Source organism: Cellulomonas sp., from assembly GCF_015234515.1.
GTDB lineage: Bacteria > Actinomycetota > Actinomycetes > Actinomycetales > Cellulomonadaceae > Cellulomonas.
In genome coordinates this window covers 45,503-69,734 of the sequence record NZ_JADGMY010000014.1, presented here as the reverse complement: position 1 = coordinate 69,734, position 24,232 = coordinate 45,503, and the positions used below count along the sequence as shown (strand labels likewise).

Here is a 24,232-nt window from a genome sequence, read left to right as displayed (position 1 = left end):
GCACGCCCGCCGGCCGGTCAGGGGCTGTCGCCACGAAGCACCGCGGGTGTTTCATGGTCGCGTGACGCCGAGCGACGCACCGAGCGCCGAGCCGCCCGCCCTGACGCCGGGCTTCCGCGGCCGGCCCCGCACGTCGGGCGTCGCGCTGCCACCGGGGCAGTACCAGGTCCACGACTTCCCGGTCCTGTCCGCGGGCCCGACCCCGAACGTCGACAGCAGGACCTGGCAGCTCGAGGTCAGCACCGAGGACCGCACGACCTTCCGCTGGACGTGGTCCGACCTCATGGCGCTGCCCCAGCAGGACACGCTCGTCGACCTGCACTGCGTGACCCGCTGGTCGAAGTTCGGGACCCGGTGGCGCGGCGTCAGCCTGGACGTGCTGCTGGCCGACGTCCCGTCCGCCGCGCAGTACGCGCTCGTCGGGTGCTACGGCGGCTACACCACCAACCTGCCCGTCGCGGACCTCCTGGGCGGCAAGGCGTGGGTCGCTCACACCTACGACGGCCGCCCGCTCGACCCGGTGCACGGCGGCCCCGCGCGGCTCCTGGTCCCGCACCTGTACCTGTGGAAGTCCGCCAAGTGGGTTCGCTCCATCACGCTGCTCGACGCCGAGCAGCAGGGGTTCTGGGAGCGCAACGGCTACCACGACTACGGCGACCCGTGGCGCGAGCAGCGCTACCAGGGCGACCCGTGACGGCCGCCGTCACCGCCGACGAGGCCCCCGACGCCGCACCGCGCGCCGCCCGCCTGGGCGACCGCTTCGCCACCACCGCGGGGTGGCGCGTCGCGCGCGTCGTCGACGCATGGCACGAGACGCCGAGCGCCCGCACGCTCGTCCTGGAGGCGCCCGGCTGGCCCGGCCACCGCGCCGGGCAGCACGTCGACCTGCGACTGACGGCCGACGACGGCTACACCGCGTCGCGCGCCTACTCGGTCAGCGCCCCGACCGACTCCGCGCACCCGGGCCACGTGCACGTGACCGTCCAGCGCGTCATGGGCGGCGAGGTCTCGACCTACCTCGTCGACGACCTGCCGGTGGGCGCCGGGATCGAGGTCCGCGGCCCCGTGGGCGGCTGGTTCGTCTGGGAGCCCGGCACCGCGCAGGGTGCGCCCGTCCTGCTGCTCGCCGGGGGGTCGGGGGTCACGCCCCTCGTCGCCATGGTGCGAGCGCGTCGTGCCGCGGGCGACCGGACCCCGTTCCGCGTCCTGTACTCGGTGCGCATGCCGACCGACGCGCTGTTCCTCGACGAGCTCACGCGCGGGCCCCTCGACGGCGTCGACGCCGACGTGTGGTTCACGCGCGCGGCTCCCCCGGACGCAGCGCGCCCACCCGCCCGCATCGGGCTGCGGGACCTCGCGCACCACGGCTGGCCGGCCGCGCTGGAGCCGGTCTGCTACGTGTGCGGACCCACCGGCTTCGTCGAGGCCATGACGCGGATGCTGCTGGTCCTCGGGCACGACGCGCGCGCGATCCGTGCCGAGAGGTTCGGACCCTCGACGGACTGAGCCCCAGGACGGCCTGCGGCGTCAGTGCGTCGCGGGCGCCGCGTCAGCGTCACCGTCGGGGTGCGGGTGCCGACGCTTGTGCACCTGGTGCATGACGAGCACGACGACAGCACCGACGACCACGCCGATGAGCGCCGAGGCGAGCGTGTTGACGAGCCACGCGAGGAACCCGCCGACACCGGCGACCCCGTGCACGGCCTCCTCGAGGTGGTGCACGACGTCGTACAGGCCGTGCCACCCGAGCTCGTCGACACCGACGAGCAGGATGTGACCGCCGACCCAGAGCATCGCCGCGATGCCCACGGTCGACAGGACCGCCAGCACCTTCGGCATGGCGTTGACCAGGCCGCGGCCGAAGCCGGCGACGAGCCCGTGGCGGGTCGCCGCGAGCCGCACACCGACGTCGTCCATCTTCACGATGAGCGCGACGATGCCGTAGACGACGGCCGTGATCGCCAGCGCGACGACCACGAGGATGATCGCGCGCGCCACCAGCTCCTCGTCGGCGACCTCGTTGAGTGCGATCACCATGATCTCGGCCGACAGGATGAAGTCCGTGCGGATCGCGCTGGAGACCATGCGCGTCTCGGCCTCGGGGCCCTGCTCGGGCGCGGGGACCGCGGGCTTGTCGTGCTGCTTGCCGCTGACGGCCTCCCACAGCTTCTCGGCACCCTCGAACGCGAGGTACGTGCCGCCGACCATGAGGATCGGCGTCAGCAGCCACGGCAGGAACTGGCTCAGCAGCAGGATCGCCGGGAGGATGAACAGCAGCTTGTTGCGCAGCGAACCGCGGGCGATCCGCCAGATCATCGGCAGCTCGCGGTTCGCCGCCGCGCCCGCCACGTAGCGCGGCGTCACCGCGGTGTCGTCGATGACGACGCCCGCAGCCTTCGCGCTCGCACGGCCCGCGGCCGCGCTGACGTCGTCGACCGACGCCGCCGCCAGCTTCGCGAGCGTCGCGATGTCGTCCAGGAGCGCAGCCAGACCGCCTGCCATGAGCCACCTTCGTCCGTGCCGGAGCGCCGGGCCGGACCGGACCGCGCAAGGAAAGGGTAGGGCCATGCGCGAGGCCTGCGCCCGACGGTCAGGCGGTGAGGTCCCGCCGCCGCAGCGCCGCCGTCGCCGCGGCGGCGAGCACCCCGGCCACCGCGGTCGTCGCGACGAGCGGCAGCACCGTGACCGCCTCGTGCGGTGCCTGCGGCGCCAGCGCGAAGGGGGCGGCGTCGACGACCGCGTCCGGCAGACCCAGCAGCGGCCCGTACAGGCCGACGAGGATCGAGGCCACGAGCAGCAGCCAGACCCACCACGCTCCCGTCCGCAGGCCGTGCGCGACGGCTGCGAGGCCGACGAAGCACAGGACGACCGGCAGGTGGACGAGGCTCGCGACCGCGAGCTCGGCGACCAGACCGGCGTCCCCCGTCGCGGTCGCCGCCCCCAGTCCCAGACCGAGGCCCGAGGCGACCAGCAGCGCGGCGGTGCCTGCGACCGTCACCAGGAGCCTCCCCCACAACCAGGCGGAGCGACTCACGGATGCCGACAGGACGACGCCCGTCCGCCCCTCGGTCTCCTCCCGCGTGAGGCGGTTGACGGAGACGACGCCGTACACCGCGACAGCCATCGCGAAGAACCCGAGGAACGCCGACAGCGTCGACCCCAGGACGTCGCCGCTGCTCGCCCCGCCGATGACCGCGGCGAGCTCGGGCTGCGACTCGAAGGCGTCGACGATGCCCTGTCCCATCGACCCTGTCAGGACGGCGAACACCAGCAGCCCGACGGCCCACCACGCGATCGAGGCCCGCTCGAGCCGCAGGGTCAGTCCCGCGGGGCTCAGCAGCCCGCGCCGGGCGTCAGGGCGGCCGCGCCGTGCCGGCAGGAGCCCGGCGCCCACGTCGCGCCGCGCCGCGAGCGAGAAGCCCACGACGACCAGGACCCCGGCCAGCGCGACCCCGAGCAGCAGCGGCCACCACCGCAGGTCGACGAACGCCCGGGTCTGCTGCGCCCACCCGACGGGCGACGCCCACGACAGCGCGTTGCCACCCGGTTGCGTCGCGTCGCCGACGCCGCGCAGCACGTAGGCGAGCCCGAGCAGGCCACCGGCCGCACCGGACGCGGTCCGGGCGTGCTCGCTCAGCTGCGCGGTCACGCCGGCCACGGCCCCGAACACCACGCCCACCACGGCGCAGCCGACCGCGACGGCCAGGGAGTCGGGCAGTGCGAGACCTGCTGCGAGCTGGGCCGCGAGCAGCACGAGCGCGACCACCGCGTTCGCCACGACGAGGACGACGAGGGCCGCCGCCAGTGGGGCGCCCCGTCCCACCGCTCCGGCGCGCAGCAGCTCCGCACGTCCCGCCTCCTCGTCGGCGCGGGTGTGCCGGACGACCGCGAGGATCGACATCACGGCGACCGCGACCGCGACCATCCCGAGGAGCTCGTTGGCGAGCAGGGCGCCGAACGTGTAGTCGTCCAGGCCGTACCCCGGGCCGGTCATGAACGCGCCCGACGGCTCCTTCATGATCGCCGCGCGCGTCTGCAGCGCGGCGGCGTCGGGGTACGCGACCGGGATGGCTGCGGCGAGGTACCCGACGAGCCCACCGACGGCGAGCGCCCACACCACGATCCGCAGCCGGTCGCGCCGCAGCGCCAGCCGCACGAGCCGCGCGGTCCCCGCCCACGCGGTGCTCGGCCCGGTGGCGCTCGGCGCCCCTTCCCCGGGCACGCGGTCCGCGCGCGCCCGGGTGGTCGTCGTCATCGCGCACCGCCCGCGGCGCTCGTCGCGGCGACGGCAGCGGCGGGTGTCCCGTAGTGGTGCACGAACAGCTCCTCGAGCGTGGGAGGCGTGACGACGAGGTCGCTGATCCCGGCCGCACCGAGCACCGCCATGACCTGCGACAACGCCCCGTCGTCGACCGTGAAGGTCAGCCGCCCGCCGTCCGACGCGACGTCGTGCACGCCCGCGACGCCGGCGAGGACCGCCGGCCCCTGCGGGGTCGTGACCCGCACCGTGCTGCGTGTGAGCTGGCGCAGCTCGTGCAGCGTGCCGCTCTGCACGGTCCGACCGGCGCGGACGATCGTGACGCGGTCGCAGAGCTTCTCGACCTCGGCGAGGATGTGGCTCGAGAGGAGCACGGTCGTGCCGCGGGCGACCGCCTCGCGGACGCACTGCTGGAACACGAGCTCCATGAGCGGGTCCAGGCCCGACGTCGGCTCGTCCAGGACGAGCAGCTCGACGTCGCACGCCAGCGCCGCCACCAGCGCGACCTTCTGCCGGTTGCCCTTGGAGTACGTCCGCGCCCGCTTGCCGGGGTCGAGGTCGAATCGCTCGAGCAGCTCGGCCCTGCGGGAGCGGTCGACTGGGCCGCGCAGGCTCGCCAGCAAGTCGATGACCTCGCCGCCCGTGAGTCTGGGCCACAGGTTGACGTCGCCCGGGACGTACGCGAGGCGCCGGTGCAGCGCCACCGCGTCGGACCACGGGTCGCCGCCCAGCAGCCGCACGGTCCCGGCGTCGGCGCGCAGCAGGCCGAGCAGGACGCGGATCGTCGTGGACTTCCCCGAGCCGTTGGGCCCGAGGAACCCGTGGACCTCGCCGGGCGCGACCTCCAGGTCGAGCTCGTCCAGCGCCCGCACGGCGCCGAACGACTTGGTGAGTCCCCGCACCTCGATGACGGGGGACGTGGTGTGGTCGGTTGCCATGGCTGCACCCTCTCGGGAGTGATCGGCGGTGGGCTCGGACGGTCAGGCGCGGTCGGCGGCCCCCTGCCCTTCGGGGGCGTCGTCGACGTAGCGCAGGTACGCGTCGAGGATGCGGTCGTCGGTCATGAGGCCGTGGGTGAACAGCTCCATCGCGGGCAGCATCATCCGGTCGCGGTACCGGTGGAGGACGCCGACGACGTCGGTGGGGTCGTCCGGCGGGTGCAGCGTCATGTCCAGGAGCAGCGCACCCAGGCCCTGCACGGTGAGGTAGCGGGCGCGCGCCTTCTCGTCGCGGCTGGGTCGCATGGAGCCGGCGGCGACCGCCGCGGCGATGTAGACCTCGGCATCGGCCACGAAGTGCTCGACGAACTCGCGCGCGGGCGCTCCCCCGGCCTGCATGCTGCGCAGCGCGTACCCGACCAGCGGCGCGTACTGGTCCATCGACGCGAGCTGCAGGAGCAGGTCCTGCACCCCGCCCGTGACGAGCGCCTGCTCCTTCCCCTCCCGGACGAGGCGCAGGACGTGCGCGTCGCACGCGGCGCGCAACCCGTCCTTGGAGCCGAAGTGGTGGAGGATCAGCGCCGCGCTCACGCCGGCGTCCTCGGCGATCGCCCGCAGCCCGACGCCGAACCCCTCCCGCGCGTACCGGGCGACCGCCGCGTCGCGGATGCGCGCGCGGGTCGTCAGGTCGCGGTGCGGCGCGAGCTCCGCCGGCGGCGTTGAACCCATGTTCAACACACTAAACGCATGTTCAGCCCTCGACAAGGGGTGCGTCGACCACTCTTCCGTTGCGGTAGATTTGGTCCCATGACCACGACCGAGGGCACTGCGTGAGCGCCGCCCACAAGCAGATCGGCGAGGTCGCCGAACGGACGCGGTTGTCGCTGCGCACCATCCGCTACTACGAGGAGGTCGGGCTGGTCGTCCCGTCGGCACGCTCCCAGGGCGGGTTCCGGCTGTACTCCGAGGCCGACATCACCCGGCTGCAGCTCGTCCGCCGGATGAAGCCGCTGGACTTCTCCCTCGAGGAGATGCGCGAGCTGCTGGAGACGATCGACGCGCTCGCCGACACCGCGACGCCCGCACCGGAACGCAGCACGCTGGTCGACCGGCTGGACACGTTCCGCATCGCCGTCGACGAGCGCTGCGCGAGCCTGCGACAGCAGCTCGAGAACGCCGAGGCCTTCGCGGACGAGCTGCGCACGGAGCACGCACGCCACGAGGTCGGGACGGAACCGAAGCAGTGAGCACCGATCCTCAGGACGTCGCACCTGCGCCCCGTCGCAGCATCGCCGTCATCTCCCACCCCGACGCGGGCAAGTCCACCCTCACCGAGGCGCTCGCGCTGCACTCGCACGCCATCGCGCGCGCGGGTGCGGTGCACGGCAAGGCCGGCCGCGGCGGGGTCGTGTCCGACTGGCAGGAGATCGAGCAGAAGCGCGGGATCTCGATCTCGTCGGCCGCCCTGCAGCTGCGCTACGGCGACACGGTGATCAACCTGCTGGACACCCCCGGGCACGCCGACTTCTCCGAGGACACGTACCGGGTCCTCACCGCGGTGGACTGCGCCGTCATGCTGCTGGACGCGGCGAAGGGCCTGGAGCCCCAGACCCTCAAGCTGTTCGAGGTGTGCCGCACGCGCGGCGTCCCGGTGCTGACGTTCGTCAACAAGTGGGACCGGCCCGGCAAGGACGCCCTGGAGCTCTGCGACGAGCTCGAGCAGCGGATCGGCCTGGTCGCAGCGCCCGTGACGTGGCCCGTCGGCGAGTCCGGCAACCTCCGCGGCCTGCTCGACCCCCGCACGGGGGCCGTGACGACGTACCACCGCGCCCCCGGCGGGGCCACCCTCGCGCAGGAGGAGCACCTCGCACCGGACGAGGCGGTCGACGTCCTCGGTGCCGACGCGGCCGACGCGATCGACCAGGCCGGGCTGCTGCCCGCGCCCGACGTCGCGTCCTTCCTCGCCGGGCGCACGACCCCCCTGCTGTTCGGCGTGGCGCTGACGAACATCGGCGTGCGTGAGCTGCTCGACGCCGTCCTGCGGTTCGCGCCCGCACCGGGCCCGCGCGAGACCGCCGACGGCAGCGAGCGCGCGGTCGACGACCCGTTCAGCGCGGTGGTGTTCAAGGTGCAGGCGGGCATGGACCGCCAGCACCGCGACCAGGTCGCGTTCGTCCGCGTCGTGTCCGGCGTCTTCGAGCGCGGCATGCCGGTCGTGCACGCGCAGACCGGACGCTCCTTCGCCACCAAGCACGCGGCCACCGTCTTCGGACGCGACCGCGAGATCGTCGAGACGGCGTACCCCGGCGACGTCGTGGGGCTCGTCAACGCCACCGCCCTGGCGGTCGGCGACACCCTGTACGACCCGGAGGGACCCGCGACGCGGTTCCCGGCCATGCCGTCGTTCCCGCCCGAGCACTTCGTCACCGCGCGTGCTGCCGACCCCGGACGCTCCAAGCAGTTCCGCAAGGGGATCGCCCAGCTCGCCCACGAGGGCGTCGTCCAGCTGCTGATCTCGGCCGACCGGGGCGACGGCGAGCCGATCCTCGGCGCCGTCGGGCCGCTGCAGTTCGAGGTCGTGACGTTCCGCATGGAGCACGAGTTCGGTGCGCCCGTGCGCACCCAGTCCCTGTCGTACGGACTCGCCCGCCTCGCCACCGACGAGGACGTCGCCGCGCTGGCCGGCGCCCGTGGTGTCGAGCTCGTCACCCGCACCGACGGCACGCGGCTCGCGCTCATGCGCGACCGCTGGGTGCTGCAGGCGCTGCGGCGGGACCGTCCGACGCTCACCCTGCCCGAGCTGCTCGTCGGCGCCGCCTGACCTGTCGTCACCCGATGCGCGCACCGTCGCGCCCTGACCTTCCCGTGGCCGTGTCGGCCACCGCTGTGTAGAGGAGAACCATGAAGCGAACACCTCAGAACCGGCTGCCCGCCCTGCCGCCGCGCGGACTGCGCATCACGCCGCTCGGCGGCCTGGGCGAGATCGGACGGAACATGACCGTCCTCGAGCACGCCGGCCGGCTGCTCGTCATCGACTGCGGCGTGCTCTTCCCCGAGGAGGACCACCCCGGGGTCGACGTGATCCTGCCGGACTTCACCTCGCTGGCCGACCGCTGGCAGGACATCGACGCCATCGTGCTCACGCACGGGCACGAGGACCACATCGGCGGCGTGCCGTACCTCCTGCGGGAGCGCAGGGACATCCCGGTCCTGGGGTCCCGGCTCACCCTGGCGTTCCTGGGCGCGAAGCTCACGGAGCACAAGATCACTCCGGCGACCGTCGAGGTCGCGGCCGGTGACCGGCTCACGATCGGCGGCTTCGACCTCGAGTTCGTCGCGGTGAACCACTCGATCCCCGACAGCCTCGCCGTCGCCGTCCGGACGCCCGCCGGCATGCTGGTGAACACGGGCGACTTCAAGATGGACCAGTTCCCGCTCGACGGGCGTCTCACCGACGTCCGCCACCTGGCCCGGCTGTCGGACGAGGGCATCGACATGTTCCTCGTCGACTCCACCAACGCCGAGGTGCCCGGGTTCACCATCTCCGAGCGCGACCTGACGCCCGCGATCGGCGAGGTGTTCGCCAACACGCCGCGCCGCGTCGTCGTGTCCAGCTTCGCCAGCCACGTGCACCGGATCCAGCAGGTCGTCGACGCCGCCGTCGAGCACGGCCGCAAGGTCGGCTTCGTCGGCCGGTCGATGGTGCGCAACATGAAGATCGCGCAGGACCTCGGCTACCTGACGATCCCCGACGGGGTCGTCGTGGACACCAAGCAGCTCGAGCGCATGCCCGACCACAAGGTCACCTACGTGTGCACCGGGTCGCAGGGCGAGCCGCTCGCGGCGCTGTCCCGCATGGCCCGCGGCGAGCACCAGATCGAGGTCGGCGAGGGTGACACCGTCCTGCTGGCCTCGTCCCTGATCCCGGGCAACGAGACGGCGATCTACCGCGTCATCAACAGCCTCACGGACCGCGGCGCGCGCGTCGTGCACAAGGGCAACGCCCGCGTCCACGTCTCCGGGCACGCGAGCGCGGGTGAGCTGGTGTACCTGTACAACACGCTGCGCCCGCGCAACGTCATGCCGATCCACGGCGAGTCGAAGCACCTGCGCGCGAACGCGGACCTCGCCGTGCGCACCGGCATGGACGCGGCGAACGTCGTGGTGGCGCGTGACGGCGACGTCATCGACATGGTCGACGGCCGCGCGACGATCGTCGGCCGCGTGGCTGCGGCCGAGGTGTTCGTCGAGGACGGGGTCGTCGGACGCACCGACGAGCGGCTGCTCGCGCAGCGCCGCGAGCTGCGTGACGGCGGTGTGGTGACCGTCGTCGCAGTGGTCGACTCCGACGCTGCGACGCTGGCCGAGCCGGTCGAGCTCATCTCGACGGGTGTCGCGCACGCGACGGCCTCCCAGGAGGCGGTCGACGGCGCGATCCGCCAGGCACTCTCGCAGGCGCCCGCCTCCACGTTCACGGACCCCGACGCCCTCGACGCCGTGGTGCGCCGCGCGGCGGAGCGGGTGCTGCGCCGCCGGGGCGGCCCGCAGCCCGTGGTCGTCGCGGTCACCGTCGAGGCCTGACACCAGGCGAGGAAGGGCTCCGCGACACCGTCGCGGGGCCCTTCCTCACGTCACGGCGGGCGCACGATCGAGGTGGGCCACGCCGGCTGCGCGGTGCCGTGCCGTTCAGCACGACGGACGCCAGCCCGACCTGCGTCACGACGCTCCAGCTGACCTGACGCGGCGCCGCGCATCCTCACAGTCAGCCCACGAGCCCGAGGACCCCTGCCGACGCCCCGAGGGCCGCGCACACCCCCAGCGTGCGCAGCACCGACCAGCGCAGCCGGAAGACGAGCACGGCCGCGACCAGCGCGATCACGACCGCCACCGGCTGCACGGACGCCAGGTCCGGCACCTCGAGCCGCAGGCCGCCGAGCGACACCTGCGAGCTCGACGCGAACAGCGTGTGCAACGCGAAGTACACCGCGAGGTTCGCGATGACGCCGACCACCGCGGCGGTGATGCCCGTGAGCGCGGCGCCGAGCGGTGCGTTGCCGCGCAACCGCTCGACGTACGGCGCACCGAGGAAGATGAACAGGAAGCTGGGCACGAACGTCACCCAGGTGGTCAGCAGCGCCGCGACCGTCGCCGCGAGCCACGGGTCCAGCGCCCCCGGGTCGCGGAAGGCGCCGACGAACGCGACGAACTGCACGACCATGATCAGCGGTCCGGGCGTGGTCTCCGCGAGCGCGAGACCGCGCACCATCTCCCCCGGGGCCAGCCAGCCGTACGTCTCGACGGCGCGCTGCGCGACGTACGCGAGCACCGCGTACGCACCGCCGAACGTGACCAGCGCCGTCCCGGAGAAGAACACGCCCTGCTGCGACAGCACGCTGTCGGAGCCCGTGAGCAGCACGACCGCGAGCACCGGCAGCAGCCACACGGTGATCCCGACGACGAGGGTCAGGGCGGTGCGCCGCCCCGAGGGGACCGCGGCGTGCAGCGCGTCGTCGGCGATGAGCGGCGGCGGCCCGTCGTCCTGCGTCCCGTGGCCCGCACGAGCGGTCAGCAGGTGCGCCGCGACGCGGTGCAGCGCCCAACCGACGAGGCCCGCCGCGACGATGACCAGCGGGAACGGCACGCCGAGCACGGTCAGCGCGACGAAGGACGCGACCGCCAGCGCCACGAGGGCCGGGCCCGCGAGCGCCCGGCGCCCCAGGCGCACCACCGCCTGCACGACGATCGCCAGCACGGCGGGCGCGAGCCCGGCGAACAGCGCCGTGACGGCCCTGGTCTCGCCGAACGCCACGTAGACCGCGGACAGCACCAGCAGCGCCACGACGCCCGGCAGGACGAACAGGGTGCCGGCGACGAGCCCGCCGCGGAACCCGTTGAGCAGCCACCCGGTGTACACGGCGAGCTGGTGCGCCTCGGGGCCGGGCAGGAGCATGCAGTAGTTCAGGGCGTGCAGGAACCGCCGCTGCCCGATCCACCGCTTCTCGTCGACGAGCGTGCGCTGCATGACGGCGATCTGACCCGCCGGGCCGCCGAACGTCTGCAGGGAGATCGTGAACCAGGCACGGACCGCGGTCCGGAAGGGGACCAGGTCACCGCTCGTCGTGCCGGGCGGGCTGGTGGCCTGCGTGGGGTCGGTGCTCATCAGGGCGTGCCTCTCGGTCCGTCGAGGAGAGCTGGGGTCAGGCGGGTTCGCGGCTGAGCAGCAGCTCGCGGCGGAAGAACTCGTACAGGCCGTCGAACACCGGGCCGGTGAGCGCGAGGGTCCGCTCGTCGTCACCGGTCATCGACAGGCCCCGGAGGACCGTGTCGAGGCCGGCGGCCTCGGGCGCGTCGTACCGGCCGTCGTCGAGGTCGGCCTCGTGGACGATCTGCCCGATGCGCACCAGGACCGGGTCGACGAGGTCGTGGCGCCGCACGATCGTCTCGAACGTGCACTCCCCGCCGTGGTGGCCGAGGTCGACGCCACGCATGTCGAAGGGCGTCGCGTCGGGCGGAACTTGGTCCGCGTCGGTGACGAAGACGAACTGTGCGTCCGGGTCGACGAACCGCCGGATGAGCCACGCGCTCGCCGCACGGTCGATGTGCACGCCCGCGCGCGTCGCCCACCTCATGACACGGCCCCCCGCTCCGTCCGGACCCGACCGGTCGCGACCACCGCCTCGTCGTCGGCGACACCCTCCGCGAGGTCGTCCAGCGCCCGGGCCGCATGCTCACGCTCCGGCGGGGGGAAGAAGTCACGTCGCGCGATCTCGCGACGCACGCGCCGCAGCCGCTCGAGCGTGCGGCGGCGCTCAGTCGGGGCGGCGTCGAGCGCAGCGACGGCGGCCTCCGCCAGGGCGACGTACTCCTGCGCGCGCGCGGCGGCCATGGCGGCGGCCAGCCGGCGCCCGTGCGCGTGCGCCGTCGGCCGGGCCATCCAGACGCTCGCGTCGCCGCCGTGCTCGACGACCTCCTCGGCGACCCACTCCAGCTGCTCGCGCGTGCGCGCGTCGGCGGGCAGTGCGACCAGGCCGTCGGCGACCTGCGCGACTCCGAGCTTCTTGAGCCGCCGCCACACCGCGATGCGCGGGGTGGACGGCTCGCGCGGTAGTCGGTGGCTGAGCACGACCCACTCGTCGGCGGGCGGCGGCGGATGATCCTGCGACACAGGTCGATGTAACCACGGTTACGCAGCTGGGAGAAGATCCCCTCTGCGGGTATTTTGTCAACGTGATGTCGACAACTTATCGTCGAAGCAGGCCGAGCAGACCCCCATCACCCGCCGTCAGTGGCTCGCCATGGCCACCCTGTCGCTGAGCCCGAGCCGCCGCCGCGCGGCCACGGCACCCCCGGTGGCTACGCTCGACGCGTGAGCCGCATCTTCACCACCGCATTCGGCGCCGTGTACCCCCTCTACGTCGCCAAGGCGGAGAGGAAGGGCCGCACGCGCGCCGAGGTCGACGAGGTCGTCACGTGGCTCACCGGCTTCGACGAGCCGACGCTGCGCGAGCACGTCGAGGCGGGCACGACCTTCGCGGACTTCTTCGCCGCCGCACACCTGAACCCGAACGCCACGCTCATCACCGGGTCGGTGTGCGGCGTGCGCGTGCAGGACGTCGAGGACCCGCTCATGCGGCAGATCCGCTACCTCGACAAGCTCGTCGACGAGCTGGCCAAGGGGCGACCGATGGAGAAGATCCTGCGCGGGTGACGCGGTGGGGCGCGGGCCCCACGATGAGTGCATGGAGCAGAGCGTCACCGTCGACGTCGCGGCACCGCCGGAGCGGGTGTGGCAGGTGGTGAGCGACGTGGAGCGCTGGCCGGCGTGGACTCCCAGCGTCACGACGGTGCACCGGAGCGACGACGGGCCGCTGCGGATCGGCAGCCGGGCGACGGTCCGCCAACCGCGCCTCCCGGAGTCGCGGTACGTCGTCACCGAGGTCACGCCGGGACGCTCGTTCACGTGGGTCGCGAGCGCGCCGGGCGTGCGGACGACCGCCCGGCACGACGTCGAGCCGCTCGGCGACGGAGCACGCGTGCGGCTGTCCGTGACGCAGTCCGGCCCGCTGGGGCCGGTGATGGCGCGCCTCTACCGCGGGCTGACCGATCGCTACCTCGCCGAGGAGGCCGGCGGCCTGAAGGCCTGGTGCGAGGGGCGCCCGGCGCCCTCCTGATCGCCTGGCCGCGACGGTCGGACCACCCCGCGATGTCGACGGCCCGGAGGCCGACCCCCGGCCTGCGGGCCCGCGCGCCCTGGTGCTGCGGCGCGCGGTGCGGCACGGTGGTCGCTCACCCCACCGCCCCGCTGGAGGCCCCGCATGTCCACCACCGTGAGCGACCCGACCGTCGCGGCCTTCGTCGCCGCCACCAACGCCGCGGACGCCGCGGGCCTCGTGGCCCTCTTCCTGCCCGGCGCCGTCGTGACCGACAACGGTGTGGAGTTCACCGACCCCGCCGCGATCGCCACGTGGATCGCCGACGACGTCGTGGGCTCACGCATCACCCTCCAGCCCGTCGACTTCACGGGCGGCGCCGCCCCCGTGCTGGTCGCGGACGGCGACGGCGAGTTCCCCGGCGGCGTGCGTGGACCGATCCGGTTCGAGCTGAAGTTCCTGCCGCAGGACGGCCGCATCGCACGCCTGGACATCCGGCCGCTGCGCTGAGCCCATGACGGGGCGCCCCGCCGTACCGGACCGCTCGTGACGGCACCCGGACGTCAGACGCCCGGCACCTCGAGGGAGTCATCCGCGTCCGGAGACCCCGCCCCCGCGCGTTCATCCGGAGCGGACCCGGCACCTGTGCCGGACGCAGCGCCGCCCTTCTGCCGGAACGGGCCGCCGAGCGCTCCCGTCAGCCTGCCTGTCGCGCCGGCCACCCCTGTCCGGGCTCGCCTGCCGGCGGCGCGGGCCAGGTCCGGCGCGGCGTCGAGGTCGACCGAACGCACCGTCTCCGTCACGAGGCCCAACGCGTCTTCGCCGGCGCGCCGGACGGCCGCAGCACCTCTGCCACCCGTGGCCCTCATCTCGTCGACCACCTCACCGGCGGCCCGGCCCCACCGCTTGGCGTCGCCGACCTCGTGGCCGGACTCGATCCCGAGACGTCGGTGGAAGTCGAGGACCCCACTGGTGACGCGATTGCTCGAGAGTACGGCTGCCGGAGAGTCGATGGGGTTGAACAGCACCTTCGAGTTCGCCGCCCGGACCGTGGCGTCCATCCGCGCGAGCAACGCCGACGTGCTTCGAGCGATGACGTCGCGGCGGTGACGACGCGCAGCGGTCAGCCCCACGCGGTGGGCGTCGAGGAGCTCGGGCGAGGCGTCGCGCACGCGGTCGAGCTCGAGCACGGCCAGACCCTCCTGGAGCTGGAAGGTGCGGGCGATGACGGCGAGCCACTCAGCGACTCTCGGTTCAGACTCCTGCGTCGCCCTGGCGATCTTGCCGGGGTCCGCGTTCCTCGCCAGCCTCTCGGCGATGCCGTCGAGCTGGCGAATCGCGTAGCCCTGGGTCCGGGCGATCGGCAGCGCGGCGCCCTGCACCTTGGACCACGTCACCTCCGAGACGTGTCCCACCTGGTCGCGGACGGTGAGGGCGTCCTCGATGACCAGGTCCACGCCGATCACGTCCGCGAGCACGGCGTCCTGCTGGTTCCGGAGGATGTCGTCGACCTTCTCGGTGATCTCCCGCAGGTAGTCGACGATCTCGTCCATCTGCTGTTGCATGGCGCGCTGCTGCATCATCGTGGACAACGCGGTCAGCGCGAACGGACCGCTGAGCAGCGCCGTCGGCGCCTGCGCGACCTGGAGCCACTGCTTGACGTCACCGGGGTTGCCGATCATCGCGTGACTCACGCCCGCCGTCTTCGTCGGCATCAGGCCGAACTTGCGGACGGCCTCGGCGGACTCGGCAGTCAGCTTCACCCACCGCCCGGAGTTCATCGCGATGTCCGCGGCAACTCCCGCCGCAGCACCGGCAGTGCTCGAGAGCGACCAGATGCGATGAAGGTCGAGGCCCTTCGACGGCACCTTGTCGAGGCCGGACGCCAGGAGGAAGCGATCGACGTCCGTCGCAGCGCCGACGATCGCCAGACCTTCTCCGTCACTCACGAGCTCGATCTCGGCGCCCACGACTGCTCCTCCGGCCTGCGTCGTCCTGCCTCCCCCGCTCGAGCGTGGGCGTGAGGCGAACGGTACCGGGAAGCACCGACGCCCCGGCGTGGCGCCACGGCGTGAATCAATGACGAAGGCCCGGACCATCAGGTCCGGGCCTTCGTCATTTGTAGCGGGGGCAGGATTTGAACCTGCGACCTCTGGGTTATGAGCCCAGCGAGCTACCGAGCTGCTCCACCCCGCGTCGGTGGTTCAACAGTACGTCAGGTCGGCCGAGCGTCCAAATCGGATCCTTCGTCAGGTGTCGTGACGGTCGTCACGGCGGCTGCGGGAAGGGCCGGCGGGTCGGCCGGGGAGGGCGCGTGACGGCGTCCGCCGCGCTGCGCGACGACGACCCCCAGGACCACGACCAGGCCGCCGACCGGCTCGTACCAGTGCAGCTGCTCCCCCAGCACGAGGATCCCGAGCAGCACCCCGACCAGCGGCGTCAGGTACGTGACGGTCGAGGCCCGCTGCGGACCCCAGGCGTCGATGATCCGCGCCATCCACACGTACGCCAGACCCGTCCCGAACGCCCCGAGCCCGAGCATGGAGAGCACCACGGGCCACGACAGGTGCACGGGGCCGGTCGCGACCAGCGGAGCGGCGAGCGTCAGCAGCAGCGCACCGGCGCCGACCTGGCCGGCCGCCACCGTCTCGGGCGGCAGCCGCAGCGGCACGACGAAGCGCCGCTGGTACGTCGTGCCCAGCCCGTAGCAGGCGGTCGCGCCCAGGCACGCGAGCACCGCGGGCAGGGGCGCGGCCGCGGTGACGTCCGCCAGGTACGCCCACGGCCCCACGACCACCACCACGCCGACCGCACCCACCGCCAGGCCGACGCGCTGCACGGCCGTGAGCCGCTCGACGGGCAGCAGCACCGCGACGGCCGCGGCCGTCATGAGGGGCGTCGTCGCGTTGAAGATGCTCGACAGCCCCGACGCGAGGTGCTGGCCCGCCCAGGCGAACAGCAGGTACGGGACCATGCAGAGCAGCACGCCGAGCACCGTGAGGTGCCCCCACGTGCGGGCGTCCCGCGGCCACGCGCGGCGTGCCACGGTCATGACGACGACGAGGGTCACCGCCCCCAGCAGCAGGCGCGACAGCGCGACCTGCGCGGGTGAGAGGCCCTCGAGACCCACCTTCATGAACAGGAAGCTCGAGCCCCACACCAGGGCAGCGGCCAGGTACTGGGCGACGACGCGGTTGTCGGCGGTCACATCCCTGAGGGTCCCCTACGGCACTGACACGCGACAAACGAGTTGTCGTCGCCAGGGACGACGCCGGGTACGACGACGCCCGCCACCAGCACCCGTGAGGGGCCGGTGGCGGGCGACGAGGGTGGGTCAGCCCGCGAGCCGCTCCTCCGCGGCGATCGCGTCGGCGATCGCCTGGTCGAGGCGGTCCTGCGCCTCGCCGTACGCGGCGAAGTCGCGCTCGGCGAGCGCCGCCTGACCCTCGGTGATGGCCTGCTGCGCACGCTGCAGCGCCGCGTCGAGCGCCGCCCGCGCGTCGGGGTCGGCCGATGCGGCCGGATCCGGCGTCGCCTCGTCCGTCGGGGCAGTGGTCGGCGCGTCGGTCGGCTCGTCACCGGGTTCCTCGGCGCCCGGGCTGGGCACCGGTTCCGCTCCGGCGTCGCCGGCGTCCGCACCCGAGTCACCGCCGAACACCTGGTCGAGCGCACCGTCCAGCGTCTCGGCGAACCCGATCTCGTCACCGAACGACACGAGCACGCGCTGCAGGAGCGGGAACGTGGTGCCGCTGGCCGCCTGCACGTACACGGGCTGCACGTAGAGCAGCCCGCCGCCCACGGGGAGCGTGAGCAGGTTGCCGCGCCGCACGGTCGAGTCACCGCGCTGCAGGATGTTCAACTCGTTCGACACCCGCGGGTCGGCCGTGAAGTTGGCGCTGGCCTGGCCCGGTCCGGGCACCGTGGAGTCACGCGGCAGCTCGAGGAGTCGCATCTTCCCGTACGACTCGGAGACCTTGCCCGGGGTGTTCCCCGCCTCGGCGTCCACCGCGAGGTATCCGGTCAGGACGTTGCGGGCGTTGCCACCGCCGGGGATGAAGGTGGACATCAGCGAGAACGTCGCCTGGTCCTCCCCCGGCATCTGCAGCGTCAGGTAGTACGGCGGCTGCGGCACGTCGGAGTTCGTCGCCGTCGGGTCGGCCGGGTTCTGCCAGAAGTCGTTCCCGGAGAAGAAGCCCGCGGCGTTGGTGACGTGGTACTGCCCCAGCAGGGCCCGCTGGACCTTGAACAGGTCCTCCGGGTACCGGATGTGGCTCATGAGGTCACCCGAGATGTCGGACATGGGCTGCAGGGACGTCGGGAAGACCTTCGTCCACGCCTGCAGGATCGGGTCCTCGGTGTCCCACGCGTAGAGGTCGACCGACCCGTCGTACGCGTCCACCGTGGCCTTCACGGAGTTGCGGATGTAGTTGACCTGCTTGGGCAGCAGCGCCTGCACGGTGCTGCTGCGCTCGGTGAGCGAGTCCGTCGTCGCGTCCTCGAGGGAGCGGACGGCGGCGTAGGGGTACTGGTCGGACGTCGTGTAGCCGTCGATGATCCACTTCACACGGCCGTCGACCACCGCCGGGTACACCCGCCCGTCGAGGTCGAGGTACGGCGCGACCTTCGCGACACGGTCGCGGGGGTTGCGGTCGTACAGGATCTGCGAGTCGTCGTTCACGCGCTCGGAGAACAGGATCTGCTCGTCGCCGAACTTCAGGGCGTACAGGACCTTGTTCCACAGCCCGCCGACGCTCGGACCGGCCGAGTCCTCCTCGGTCGGGAAGCGGAACGGCACGGAGCCGGTGCCCGTCTCGTCGTCCGGGTAGTCGAACTCCCAGCCGTCCGTGCCCGCGGGCCCGCCCACGATCGAGTACTCCGGGGACGACTGCCCGAAGTAGATCCGCGGCTCGTACTCACCCAGCTGCCCCGTCGAGGGGATGCCGCCCTCCCAGAAGGCCGGCGCACCGCGTGCGCCGCGCGTGTTGCCGTACGCGGCGACGACGCCGAAGCCGTGGGTGTACACCGTGGTGTCGTTGGTCCAGTTGCGCTGCCCGGCGTTCAGACCGTTGAGGTCGAGCTCGCGGACCGCGATGACCGTGTCGCGGCTCTCGCCGTCGATCGTGTACCGGTCGACGGACAGCGAGTCCGGGAAGTCGTAGAAGCCGCGGATCTGCTGCAGCTGCTTGAACGAGGGCGAGACGATGTTCGGGTCGAGGAGCCGGATCGACGCGGTCGTCTCGGCGTTCTCACGCAACGCGCCCGGCTCGGCGGTGACGTTCGCGTCGTAGTCGCTGAACTCCACGTCGTCCAGGCCGTACGCCGCGAGTGTCGCGTCGATGTTGCGCTGGATGTACTCCGACTCCGCGTCCTGCTGGTTCGGCTGCACCTGGAAGCGCTGCACGATCGCGGGGTACACGCCGCCGACGACGATGGCGGCGACGACCATGAGGCCCACGCCGATCGCCGGCAGGCGCCAGTTGCCGCTGAACGCGGTCGCGATGAACGCGCCGGCCACGACGACGGCCGCCACGGCGAGGATCGCCTTCGACGGGATCACGGCGTGCACGTCGGTGAAGCCGGCGCCCTGCCACCGCTGCTCACCGGTCTGCTGCTTGGTGAGGATCGAGTACCGGTCGAGCCAGTAGCTGGCCGCGACCAGCAGCAGCACCAGCGCGCCCAGCACGGACAGGTGCACGCGTGCCGCGCGCGTGGTGCGCGGCCCGCCGGCCCCGCCCCCGATCCGCAGCCCCCCGTAGAGGTAGTGCGTGGCCACCGCGGCCACGGTCGACAGCACCAGCACCGCCATCAGGAAGGACACCACGAAGCGCAGGCCCGGCAGCGTGAAGAGGTAGAAGCCGAGGTCGACGCCCCACTGGGGGTCCTTCACGCCGACCGACTCGCCGTTCAGCCACAGCTGCACGGTGCTCCACTGCTGGGACGCGGCGCCGCCCGCGAACAGCCCGAGGACGACCGGCGCGACCACGAGCACGAGGCGGCGCAGCGGCTCGATGGCCTCGCGGTACTGGTCGAGGTTGGCCTGCTCCGGCGTCGACGGCGCGTACACCGGGCGGGCACGGTAGCCGTAGCTGAGCGAGAACCCGACGCTCGCGGCCATGACGGCGAACCCGAGGACGAACAGCAGGCCGCGCGTGACCCACTCGGTGCGCAGGACCTCGGTGAACCCGAGCTGGGAGAACCACAGCACCTCGGTCCAGACCTGCGCGAGGACGAGCAGCAGGACCACGAGCACGGCCAACGTGATCAGCGTCGGGACCAGAGGGCCGCGGCGGCGCGGCGCGACGGGTCGAGGGCGGGGCGGGGAGGCGAAGGTCACGGCGTTGCGGTCCTCGAGTTTCGGCTGGCGGCGGGCGCGACGTGCGCCCTCGTGCTGACGAACGGGCGCGACGGGTCCCAGGTTCCCACACGGGTGGGACGATGGGGCCCGTGAGCACGACTCCCACCCCGCCCCCGCTCCCCGACGACCGCACGCCGGAGGCACGCGCGCGCCGCGCCCTGGCCGACGCCGTCCGCGAGGTCGAGCACCACGTCGCCGCCGCCGGCTGGGACGCACCCGTCCGGGTGTTCGCCCTGGTGCGCACGCAGGCGGCACTGGCCGCCGAGCCGGGCCTCGCCGACCAGCTCGCGCCCGAGGTCCTGGCGGCCGCGCTCGCCGACGACCAGCACCTGACGTCCGTGGAGCAGGAGGGCCTGCCGTCCGCCGACGACCTCGAGGCGCTGCTCGGAGCCCTGACGTGGCCGCCCACGGTGGACGGCGCCGCGGTCACCGTCGAGCGCGTCGTCCTGCCGCCGGGCGCGGAGGACGACCTGCCGGACGACCCCGAGGCAGCGCTCGCGGCGCTGCTGGCGCACCCGCAGCGCCAGGACGTGCGGCTCGCCGTGGCCGTTCTGCGCGACGGCCCGTCGTGGTGTGCAGTCCGCACCCGCGCGAACGACAGCGACGACGCCGTCGGCCTGGGCCCGGACCTCGTGCCGGGGCTCGTCGACGCGGTGCGCGCGACCCTGGAGTGACCGGCCGCGTCAGTCGGCCGTGCAGGTGGGCAGGCTCTGGCCCTCACCCGCGCCGATCGCGACCATCGCCTCGCGCGCCTCGCTCAGCGTCCCGACCTTGACGACCCGCAGACCGTCCGGGACGTGCCCGACGACCTCGTCGCAGTTGTCCTCAGGCGCGAGGAACCACGCCGCCCCGTCGCGCGCGGCGCCCGCGAGCTTCTGGCGGATCCCGCCGATCGGCCCGACGGCGCCCGTCACGTCGATCGTCCCCGTGCCCGCGATGACCTGCCCCGCCGCCTCGTCCTGCGGCGTCAGCAGGTCGACGAGACCGAGCGCGAACATCGTCCCGGCGCTGGGTCCGCCGATGCCCTCGATGTTGATGCTCACGTCGACGGGCATGTCGAAGGACGGGTCGACGAAGACACCGATCTGCGCACCGCCCCCCTCGCGCTCGCCCGTCACGACGGGCACGTCCAGGCTGCGCGAGTGGCGCGTGACCGACAACGTCACCGTGTCACCCGGCTCGACCTCCGCCAGGCGCGACACCAGCGACTGGTAGTCCGGCAGCGGGACGCCGTCGATCGCCGTGAGCACGTCCCCCTCCTCCAGCTTGCCCTCGGCGTCCGTGCCCTCGACCGTCCCGGCCACGACCAGGGTCGCCGGGACGTCGTAACCGAGCTCCGTCAGCGCCGCGACCGTCGCGTTCTCCTGCGACGAGACCATGAGCCCGGCGTTCGACTCGTCGATCTCCTCGCGCGAGACGCCCTGGGGGTAGACGTCCTCCGCAGGACGGACGACCGACGACGGGGACAGCCAGCCACGCAGCACGTTGAGCAGGTACGCCGGGTAGCCGGGACCGCCGACCCCGGAGATCGTGGTCAGGCGCAGCTCGCCGCTCGACGGGTACGTGGGCGCGCCCTCGACCTCGATGAGCGGGTCGCCGTCGACCTCGCCCAGCACGTCCGCCGTGGGACCGGGACCGTTGACGGCGTACGGCGCGGGCATGACGGCCAGCACGCCGACGAGCACGGACGCGGCGAGCATGCCGAACGACTGGACGACCGCACGCGGCGTCGGGCGCGGCACGGGTGAGCCGTCGGCCGTGCCCTCGTCGTCGCGCTCCTCGGGGTGGTGCTCCTCGGGGTCGCGCGGGCGCGGGTCGTCGGCGCTGTCGTCCGCCGGGATCTCGTCGAGCACGCGAACGATCATCCCTCACCGGCGCGGGCGACCACGCACACCCCTGTGCGCCGTGAGCGAACCGGGGCCGCCCGTCCGTCGGACCGCGTCCGGACCTGGTTACCGTGGAGCCCCCCGGCCACCCAGGAGGCCCGCATGACTCCCGACGTCCCGCCCACCGACGGTCCCGGCGGAAGCCCGCAGTGGGAGCAGATGCTCCGCGCCATGCTCGGCCCCGCAGCCGACGACGCGATCCGCGAGATGCGCGAGATGGGCGTCGACCCCGCGGCGATGGCCGCCGCGTCGGGCCTGCCCGCGGACCCGGTCGCGCTGCAGCAGGCACTCGCCCAGGTGCAGCAGATGCTCGCGAGCTCCGGGGACGAGACGGTCAACTGGCAGATGGCCCACGACCTGGCCCGCCAGCAGGCTGCCGTGGGCGGCGACCCCGCCCTGTCACCGGGGCGCGTCAAGGAGGTCCGCGACGCGTTGTCCGTGGCCGAGCTGTGGCTCGACGCGGCGACCGATCTCCCGCCGGCGGTCGGCACCTCGCACGCCTGGAGCCGCGCCGAGTGGGTGGAGGCGACCCTGCCGACGTGGCGCACGCTCACGGAGCCGGTCGCGTCGTCGCTCGCGACGGCGTTGGCCGACGCGCTCGGGCCGGCGATGGGCGAGATCGGTGGCGCGTTCCCCGGCGGGTCACCCGCAGGCGGCCTCGGGGGCGACCCGGCGCAGCTCCTGCGCGGCCTGGGCTCCGCGGTGTTCGGGCTGCAGGTCGGGCAGGCCGCGGGCACGCTCGCACGCGAGGTCTTCGGCACCACCGACATCGGTCTGCCGCTGCTCGAGCGGCCGGTGCCGGCGCTCGTCGCCGCCAACGTCGACGCGTTCGCCGAGGGGCTCGACGCCCCCCTCGAGGAGGTACGGCTCTACCTCGCGCTGCGGGAGGCGGCCGCCAGCCGGCTGTTCGCCCACGTGCCGTGGCTGCGCGCCCACCTGCTCGACGCGGTCGCGGAGTACGCCCGCGGCATCGCGATCGACGTGGAGCACCTCGAGGAGGCCGTCTCGGCGATCGACCCGACGGATCCTGCCGCACTGCAGGAGGCGCTCTCCGGCGGGGTGTTCGCCCCGCAGACGACGCCCGCGCAGCAGGCGGCGCTCGCGCGGCTGGAGCACGCGCTCGCGTTGGTCGAGGGGTGGGTCGACGAGGTCGCGACGACGGCCGCGGCGCCTCACCTCCCCCACGCCGCGCCCCTGCGCGAGATGGTGCGCCGGCGCCGCGCCGCGGGCGGTCCCGCCGAGCAGACCTTCGCCAGCCTCGTCGGACTCGAGCTGCGCCCCCGCCGGCTGCGCGACGCCGCGACCGTCTGGGCGCACCTGACGAGCACGCGTGACGTCGCCGGGCGCGACGCCGTGTGGGCGCACCCGGACCTCGTACCCACGCCCGAGGACCTGGACGACCCCGCCGGCTTCGACGCGCGGCGCCAGGCGCAGGTCGACGAGTCCGCAGACCTGGACCGCGCACTGGCACAGATCCTGGACGGTGCCGGGGCGGCCGACGGTGCGACCGGCACCACGGGGACGACCGACGACACGACCGACGACGAGGGCACCTCGGGGGCACCGACGGGCTGACCACCCGACCGGCCGGGGCGACGGCAACGGCTCAGTCCTCCGGGTCGGCCGGCTCCACGTCGTCCACGGCGGGCTCGTCGGGCAGGTCGCCGTCCTCGGTGCCGTCACGCGCGAACGCGTACCCCTCGAGGAAGCCCCGGGCGCGCTGCGTGTGCGGGTAGGTGGCCATCTCGGCCCAGAAGGCCTCGCCGTGCCCGGGTTGGAGCAGGTGCGTGAGCTCGTGCAGCAGCACGTAGTCGAGCACCCACCGCGGCATGCCCTGCACACGGTCGGAGATGCGGATCGTCCCCTCCGCGGGAGTGCACGAGCCCCAGCGCCGCCCCTGGTTGGACGACCACCGCACACTCGTCGGCACGGCCCTCCCGCCGAGGTACCTGCGGGACAGCTCGGTGGCGCGCGCGACGAGCTGCGTGTCGGACGGACGGCGACGACGCTCCTGCGCGGCCAGCCGCTCGACCATGCGTCCCACCCACTCGCGCTCCTGCGCCCGGGTGAACCGCGCGGGGATCGCCACGATCGTCCGTTGGCCCTCACGCCACGCGCTGACGGTGCGGGCACGGCGCCGCGAGCGCCGCACCTCCACGACGGCGTCGGCGCCCCCCGTGTCGTCGCGCGGCAGCGCCCGCAGGGCCGATTCGTCCGGGCGTGCAGGACCGCGCGGCGTCGCCTCGTGCGAAGTCGGCACCTTCGCACGCTAGCGCGCCGACCGTTCGGCTGCGCGCAGGACACCCCGCTTCACCCGCTCGAGCAGCACGACGCGGGGCGGCGGAGCCGATGCGCAGGCGGAGCGCGCACTACTGTGTGACCGCACGGAGGCCGTCATGGTCCCTGCCCCGGGCGCGATGCCACCGCCCGGTGAGGAGCACGAGGAGGGACCACATGGCCGACACCTGGGCAGGCGAGTTCTACTGCGTCAAGTGCAAGGAGAAGCGGGAGACGGAGGGCGAGGTCGTCGTCTCGGAGTCCGGTCGACGGATGGCCAAGGCCGTCTGCCCGGTCTGCGGCACCAAGCTCAACCGGATCCTCGGCAAGGCCTGAGACTCGGGTCCGGCCCGTTCCGCGGGCCGACC

General features: G+C 73.5%; 23 protein-coding genes and 1 tRNA gene. 11 read left to right on the top strand and 13 right to left on the bottom strand.

Going from position 1 to position 24,232, the window contains the following annotated elements:
• The first annotated feature begins 61 nt into the window (after positions 1 to 61).
• A complete protein-coding gene (locus tag IR158_RS05060) occupies positions 62 to 694 on the top strand; it encodes a sulfite oxidase-like oxidoreductase (RefSeq protein WP_291810346.1) in 633 nt (210 codons plus the stop codon).
• On the top strand, positions 691 to 1,506 hold the full coding sequence (locus IR158_RS05055) for an FAD-binding oxidoreductase (protein WP_291810343.1): 816 nt from the start codon (positions 691 to 693) through the stop codon (positions 1,504 to 1,506). The genes IR158_RS05060 and IR158_RS05055 overlap by 4 nt, the downstream gene beginning before the upstream one ends.
• Positions 1,507 to 1,527: 21 nt before the next feature.
• Here IR158_RS05055 and IR158_RS05050 read toward each other — a convergent pair whose 3' ends face one another.
• From IR158_RS05050 to IR158_RS05035, 4 genes are all read right to left on the bottom strand, one after another.
• Complete coding sequence (locus IR158_RS05050; RefSeq protein ID WP_291810340.1) at positions 1,528 to 2,502, bottom strand: DUF808 domain-containing protein; 975 nt, start codon at positions 2,500 to 2,502, stop codon at positions 1,528 to 1,530.
• Positions 2,503 to 2,590: 88 nt separating this feature from the next.
• Positions 2,591 to 4,255 carry a polyketide antibiotic transporter gene (locus IR158_RS05045; protein WP_291810339.1) on the bottom strand — a complete coding sequence of 555 codons (1,665 nt, stop codon included), beginning with the start codon at positions 4,253 to 4,255 and terminating at the stop codon, positions 2,591 to 2,593.
• Entirely contained in the window at positions 4,252 to 5,196 is a 945-nt protein-coding gene (locus tag IR158_RS05040) for an ABC transporter ATP-binding protein (RefSeq protein ID WP_291810336.1), read from the bottom strand. The genes IR158_RS05045 and IR158_RS05040 overlap by 4 nt, the downstream gene beginning before the upstream one ends.
• 42 nt (positions 5,197 to 5,238) lie before the next feature.
• Positions 5,239 to 5,925, bottom strand: coding sequence for a TetR family transcriptional regulator (locus IR158_RS05035; RefSeq protein WP_291810333.1), 687 nt, complete (start codon positions 5,923 to 5,925; stop codon positions 5,239 to 5,241).
• Positions 5,926 to 6,026: 101 nt separating this feature from the next.
• On the opposite strand from IR158_RS05035, the gene IR158_RS05030 reads away from it, so the two are divergent.
• From IR158_RS05030 to IR158_RS05020, 3 genes are all read left to right on the top strand, one after another.
• The gene (locus IR158_RS05030; protein ID WP_291810331.1) at positions 6,027 to 6,443 is read left to right on the top strand and encodes a MerR family transcriptional regulator; all 417 of its coding nucleotides are present in this window, start codon (positions 6,027 to 6,029) and stop codon (positions 6,441 to 6,443) included.
• Positions 6,440 to 8,017, top strand: a complete 1,578-nt coding sequence (locus IR158_RS05025) for a peptide chain release factor 3 (RefSeq protein ID WP_291810329.1) — start codon at positions 6,440 to 6,442, stop codon at positions 8,015 to 8,017. Before IR158_RS05030 ends, IR158_RS05025 begins: the two co-directional genes overlap by 4 nt.
• A gap of 80 nt (positions 8,018 to 8,097) precedes the next feature.
• Positions 8,098 to 9,777: a ribonuclease J gene (locus IR158_RS05020; protein ID WP_291810327.1), complete on the top strand. Its 1,680-nt coding sequence runs from the start codon at positions 8,098 to 8,100 to the stop codon at positions 9,775 to 9,777.
• 181 nt (positions 9,778 to 9,958) lie between these two features.
• Here the strand turns inward: IR158_RS05020 and chrA are convergent, their stop codons facing one another.
• Genes chrA through IR158_RS05005 form a run of 3 tightly spaced genes read right to left on the bottom strand, consistent with a single transcriptional unit; the run spans position 9,959 to position 12,361 of the window.
• Positions 9,959 to 11,356 carry a chromate efflux transporter gene (gene chrA, locus IR158_RS05015; RefSeq protein WP_291810325.1) on the bottom strand — a complete coding sequence of 466 codons (1,398 nt, stop codon included), beginning with the start codon at positions 11,354 to 11,356 and terminating at the stop codon, positions 9,959 to 9,961.
• A gap of 37 nt (positions 11,357 to 11,393) precedes the next feature.
• Positions 11,394 to 11,825, bottom strand: coding sequence for a chromate resistance protein ChrB domain-containing protein (locus tag IR158_RS05010; RefSeq protein WP_291810323.1), 432 nt, complete (start codon positions 11,823 to 11,825; stop codon positions 11,394 to 11,396).
• Positions 11,822 to 12,361 carry a Chromate resistance protein ChrB gene (locus IR158_RS05005; protein WP_291810321.1) on the bottom strand — a complete coding sequence of 180 codons (540 nt, stop codon included), beginning with the start codon at positions 12,359 to 12,361 and terminating at the stop codon, positions 11,822 to 11,824. Before IR158_RS05005 ends, IR158_RS05010 begins: the two co-directional genes overlap by 4 nt.
• Before the next feature lie 201 nt (positions 12,362 to 12,562).
• On the opposite strand from IR158_RS05005, the gene IR158_RS05000 reads away from it, so the two are divergent.
• From IR158_RS05000 to IR158_RS04990, 3 genes are all read left to right on the top strand, one after another.
• The gene (locus tag IR158_RS05000; RefSeq protein ID WP_227575906.1) at positions 12,563 to 12,904 is read left to right on the top strand and encodes a DUF2200 domain-containing protein; all 342 of its coding nucleotides are present in this window, start codon (positions 12,563 to 12,565) and stop codon (positions 12,902 to 12,904) included.
• Positions 12,905 to 12,935: 31 nt separating this feature from the next.
• Positions 12,936 to 13,367, top strand: a complete 432-nt coding sequence (locus IR158_RS04995) for an SRPBCC family protein (protein ID WP_291810316.1) — start codon at positions 12,936 to 12,938, stop codon at positions 13,365 to 13,367.
• Between the two features lie 144 nt (positions 13,368 to 13,511).
• Complete coding sequence (locus tag IR158_RS04990) at positions 13,512 to 13,856, top strand: hypothetical protein (RefSeq protein ID WP_291810314.1); 345 nt, start codon at positions 13,512 to 13,514, stop codon at positions 13,854 to 13,856.
• 53 nt (positions 13,857 to 13,909) lie between these two features.
• Here the strand turns inward: IR158_RS04990 and IR158_RS04985 are convergent, their stop codons facing one another.
• The 4 genes from IR158_RS04985 to IR158_RS04970 all read right to left on the bottom strand — a co-directional run bounded on the left by IR158_RS04985 (position 13,910) and on the right by IR158_RS04970 (position 19,680).
• Positions 13,910 to 15,316, bottom strand: coding sequence for a hypothetical protein (locus IR158_RS04985; protein ID WP_291810312.1), 1,407 nt, complete (start codon positions 15,314 to 15,316; stop codon positions 13,910 to 13,912).
• Between the two features lie 152 nt (positions 15,317 to 15,468).
• Positions 15,469 to 15,542, bottom strand: a tRNA-Met gene (locus IR158_RS04980).
• 19 nt (positions 15,543 to 15,561) lie between these two features.
• A complete protein-coding gene (locus tag IR158_RS04975; protein WP_291810309.1) occupies positions 15,562 to 16,554 on the bottom strand; it encodes a DMT family transporter in 993 nt (330 codons plus the stop codon).
• A gap of 126 nt (positions 16,555 to 16,680) precedes the next feature.
• Complete coding sequence (locus tag IR158_RS04970; protein WP_291810306.1) at positions 16,681 to 19,680, bottom strand: UPF0182 family protein; 3,000 nt, start codon at positions 19,678 to 19,680, stop codon at positions 16,681 to 16,683.
• A gap of 110 nt (positions 19,681 to 19,790) precedes the next feature.
• Between IR158_RS04970 and IR158_RS04965 the strand changes: the two genes are divergently transcribed.
• Complete coding sequence (locus IR158_RS04965) at positions 19,791 to 20,375, top strand: PPA1309 family protein (RefSeq protein WP_291810303.1); 585 nt, start codon at positions 19,791 to 19,793, stop codon at positions 20,373 to 20,375.
• Between the two features lie 9 nt (positions 20,376 to 20,384).
• On the opposite strand, the gene IR158_RS04960 is transcribed toward IR158_RS04965, so the two are convergent.
• Positions 20,385 to 21,566 carry a S16 family serine protease gene (locus IR158_RS04960; RefSeq protein ID WP_291810301.1) on the bottom strand — a complete coding sequence of 394 codons (1,182 nt, stop codon included), beginning with the start codon at positions 21,564 to 21,566 and terminating at the stop codon, positions 20,385 to 20,387.
• 123 nt (positions 21,567 to 21,689) lie between these two features.
• On the opposite strand from IR158_RS04960, the gene IR158_RS04955 reads away from it, so the two are divergent.
• The gene (locus IR158_RS04955) at positions 21,690 to 23,162 is read left to right on the top strand and encodes a zinc-dependent metalloprotease (protein ID WP_291810297.1); all 1,473 of its coding nucleotides are present in this window, start codon (positions 21,690 to 21,692) and stop codon (positions 23,160 to 23,162) included.
• A 31-nt stretch (positions 23,163 to 23,193) separates the two neighbouring features.
• On the opposite strand, the gene IR158_RS04950 is transcribed toward IR158_RS04955, so the two are convergent.
• Positions 23,194 to 23,745: a M48 family metallopeptidase gene (locus IR158_RS04950; protein WP_291810581.1), complete on the bottom strand. Its 552-nt coding sequence runs from the start codon at positions 23,743 to 23,745 to the stop codon at positions 23,194 to 23,196.
• Between the two features lie 296 nt (positions 23,746 to 24,041).
• Between IR158_RS04950 and IR158_RS04945 the strand changes: the two genes are divergently transcribed.
• Positions 24,042 to 24,200 (top strand): DUF5679 domain-containing protein, encoded by a 159-nt coding sequence (locus IR158_RS04945; RefSeq protein WP_013117687.1) that lies wholly within the window; start codon positions 24,042 to 24,044, stop codon positions 24,198 to 24,200.
• The last annotated feature ends 32 nt before the right edge of the window (positions 24,201 to 24,232 follow it).

What these genes read in the sequence shown, in the direction of transcription:
- IR158_RS05050 (WP_291810340.1), bottom strand. Translation starts at nt 2,502, where the DNA reads ATGGCAGGCGGTCTGGCTGCGCTCCTGGACGACATCGCGACGCTCGCG.
- IR158_RS05045 (WP_291810339.1), bottom strand. Translation starts at nt 4,255, where the DNA reads ATGACGACGACCACCCGGGCGCGCGCGGACCGCGTGCCCGGGGAAGGG.
- IR158_RS05040 (WP_291810336.1), bottom strand. Translation starts at nt 5,196, where the DNA reads ATGGCAACCGACCACACCACGTCCCCCGTCATCGAGGTGCGGGGACTC.
- IR158_RS05035 (WP_291810333.1), bottom strand. Translation starts at nt 5,925, where the DNA reads ATGGGTTCAACGCCGCCGGCGGAGCTCGCGCCGCACCGCGACCTGACG.
- IR158_RS05020 (WP_291810327.1), top strand. Translation starts at nt 8,098, where the DNA reads ATGAAGCGAACACCTCAGAACCGGCTGCCCGCCCTGCCGCCGCGCGGA.
- chrA (WP_291810325.1), bottom strand. Translation starts at nt 11,356, where the DNA reads ATGAGCACCGACCCCACGCAGGCCACCAGCCCGCCCGGCACGACGAGC.
- IR158_RS05010 (WP_291810323.1), bottom strand. Translation starts at nt 11,825, where the DNA reads ATGAGGTGGGCGACGCGCGCGGGCGTGCACATCGACCGTGCGGCGAGC.
- IR158_RS04995 (WP_291810316.1), top strand. Translation starts at nt 12,936, where the DNA reads ATGGAGCAGAGCGTCACCGTCGACGTCGCGGCACCGCCGGAGCGGGTG.
- IR158_RS04990 (WP_291810314.1), top strand. Translation starts at nt 13,512, where the DNA reads ATGTCCACCACCGTGAGCGACCCGACCGTCGCGGCCTTCGTCGCCGCC.
- IR158_RS04960 (WP_291810301.1), bottom strand. Translation starts at nt 21,566, where the DNA reads ATGATCGTTCGCGTGCTCGACGAGATCCCGGCGGACGACAGCGCCGAC.
- IR158_RS04955 (WP_291810297.1), top strand. Translation starts at nt 21,690, where the DNA reads ATGACTCCCGACGTCCCGCCCACCGACGGTCCCGGCGGAAGCCCGCAG.
- IR158_RS04945 (WP_013117687.1), top strand. Translation starts at nt 24,042, where the DNA reads ATGGCCGACACCTGGGCAGGCGAGTTCTACTGCGTCAAGTGCAAGGAG.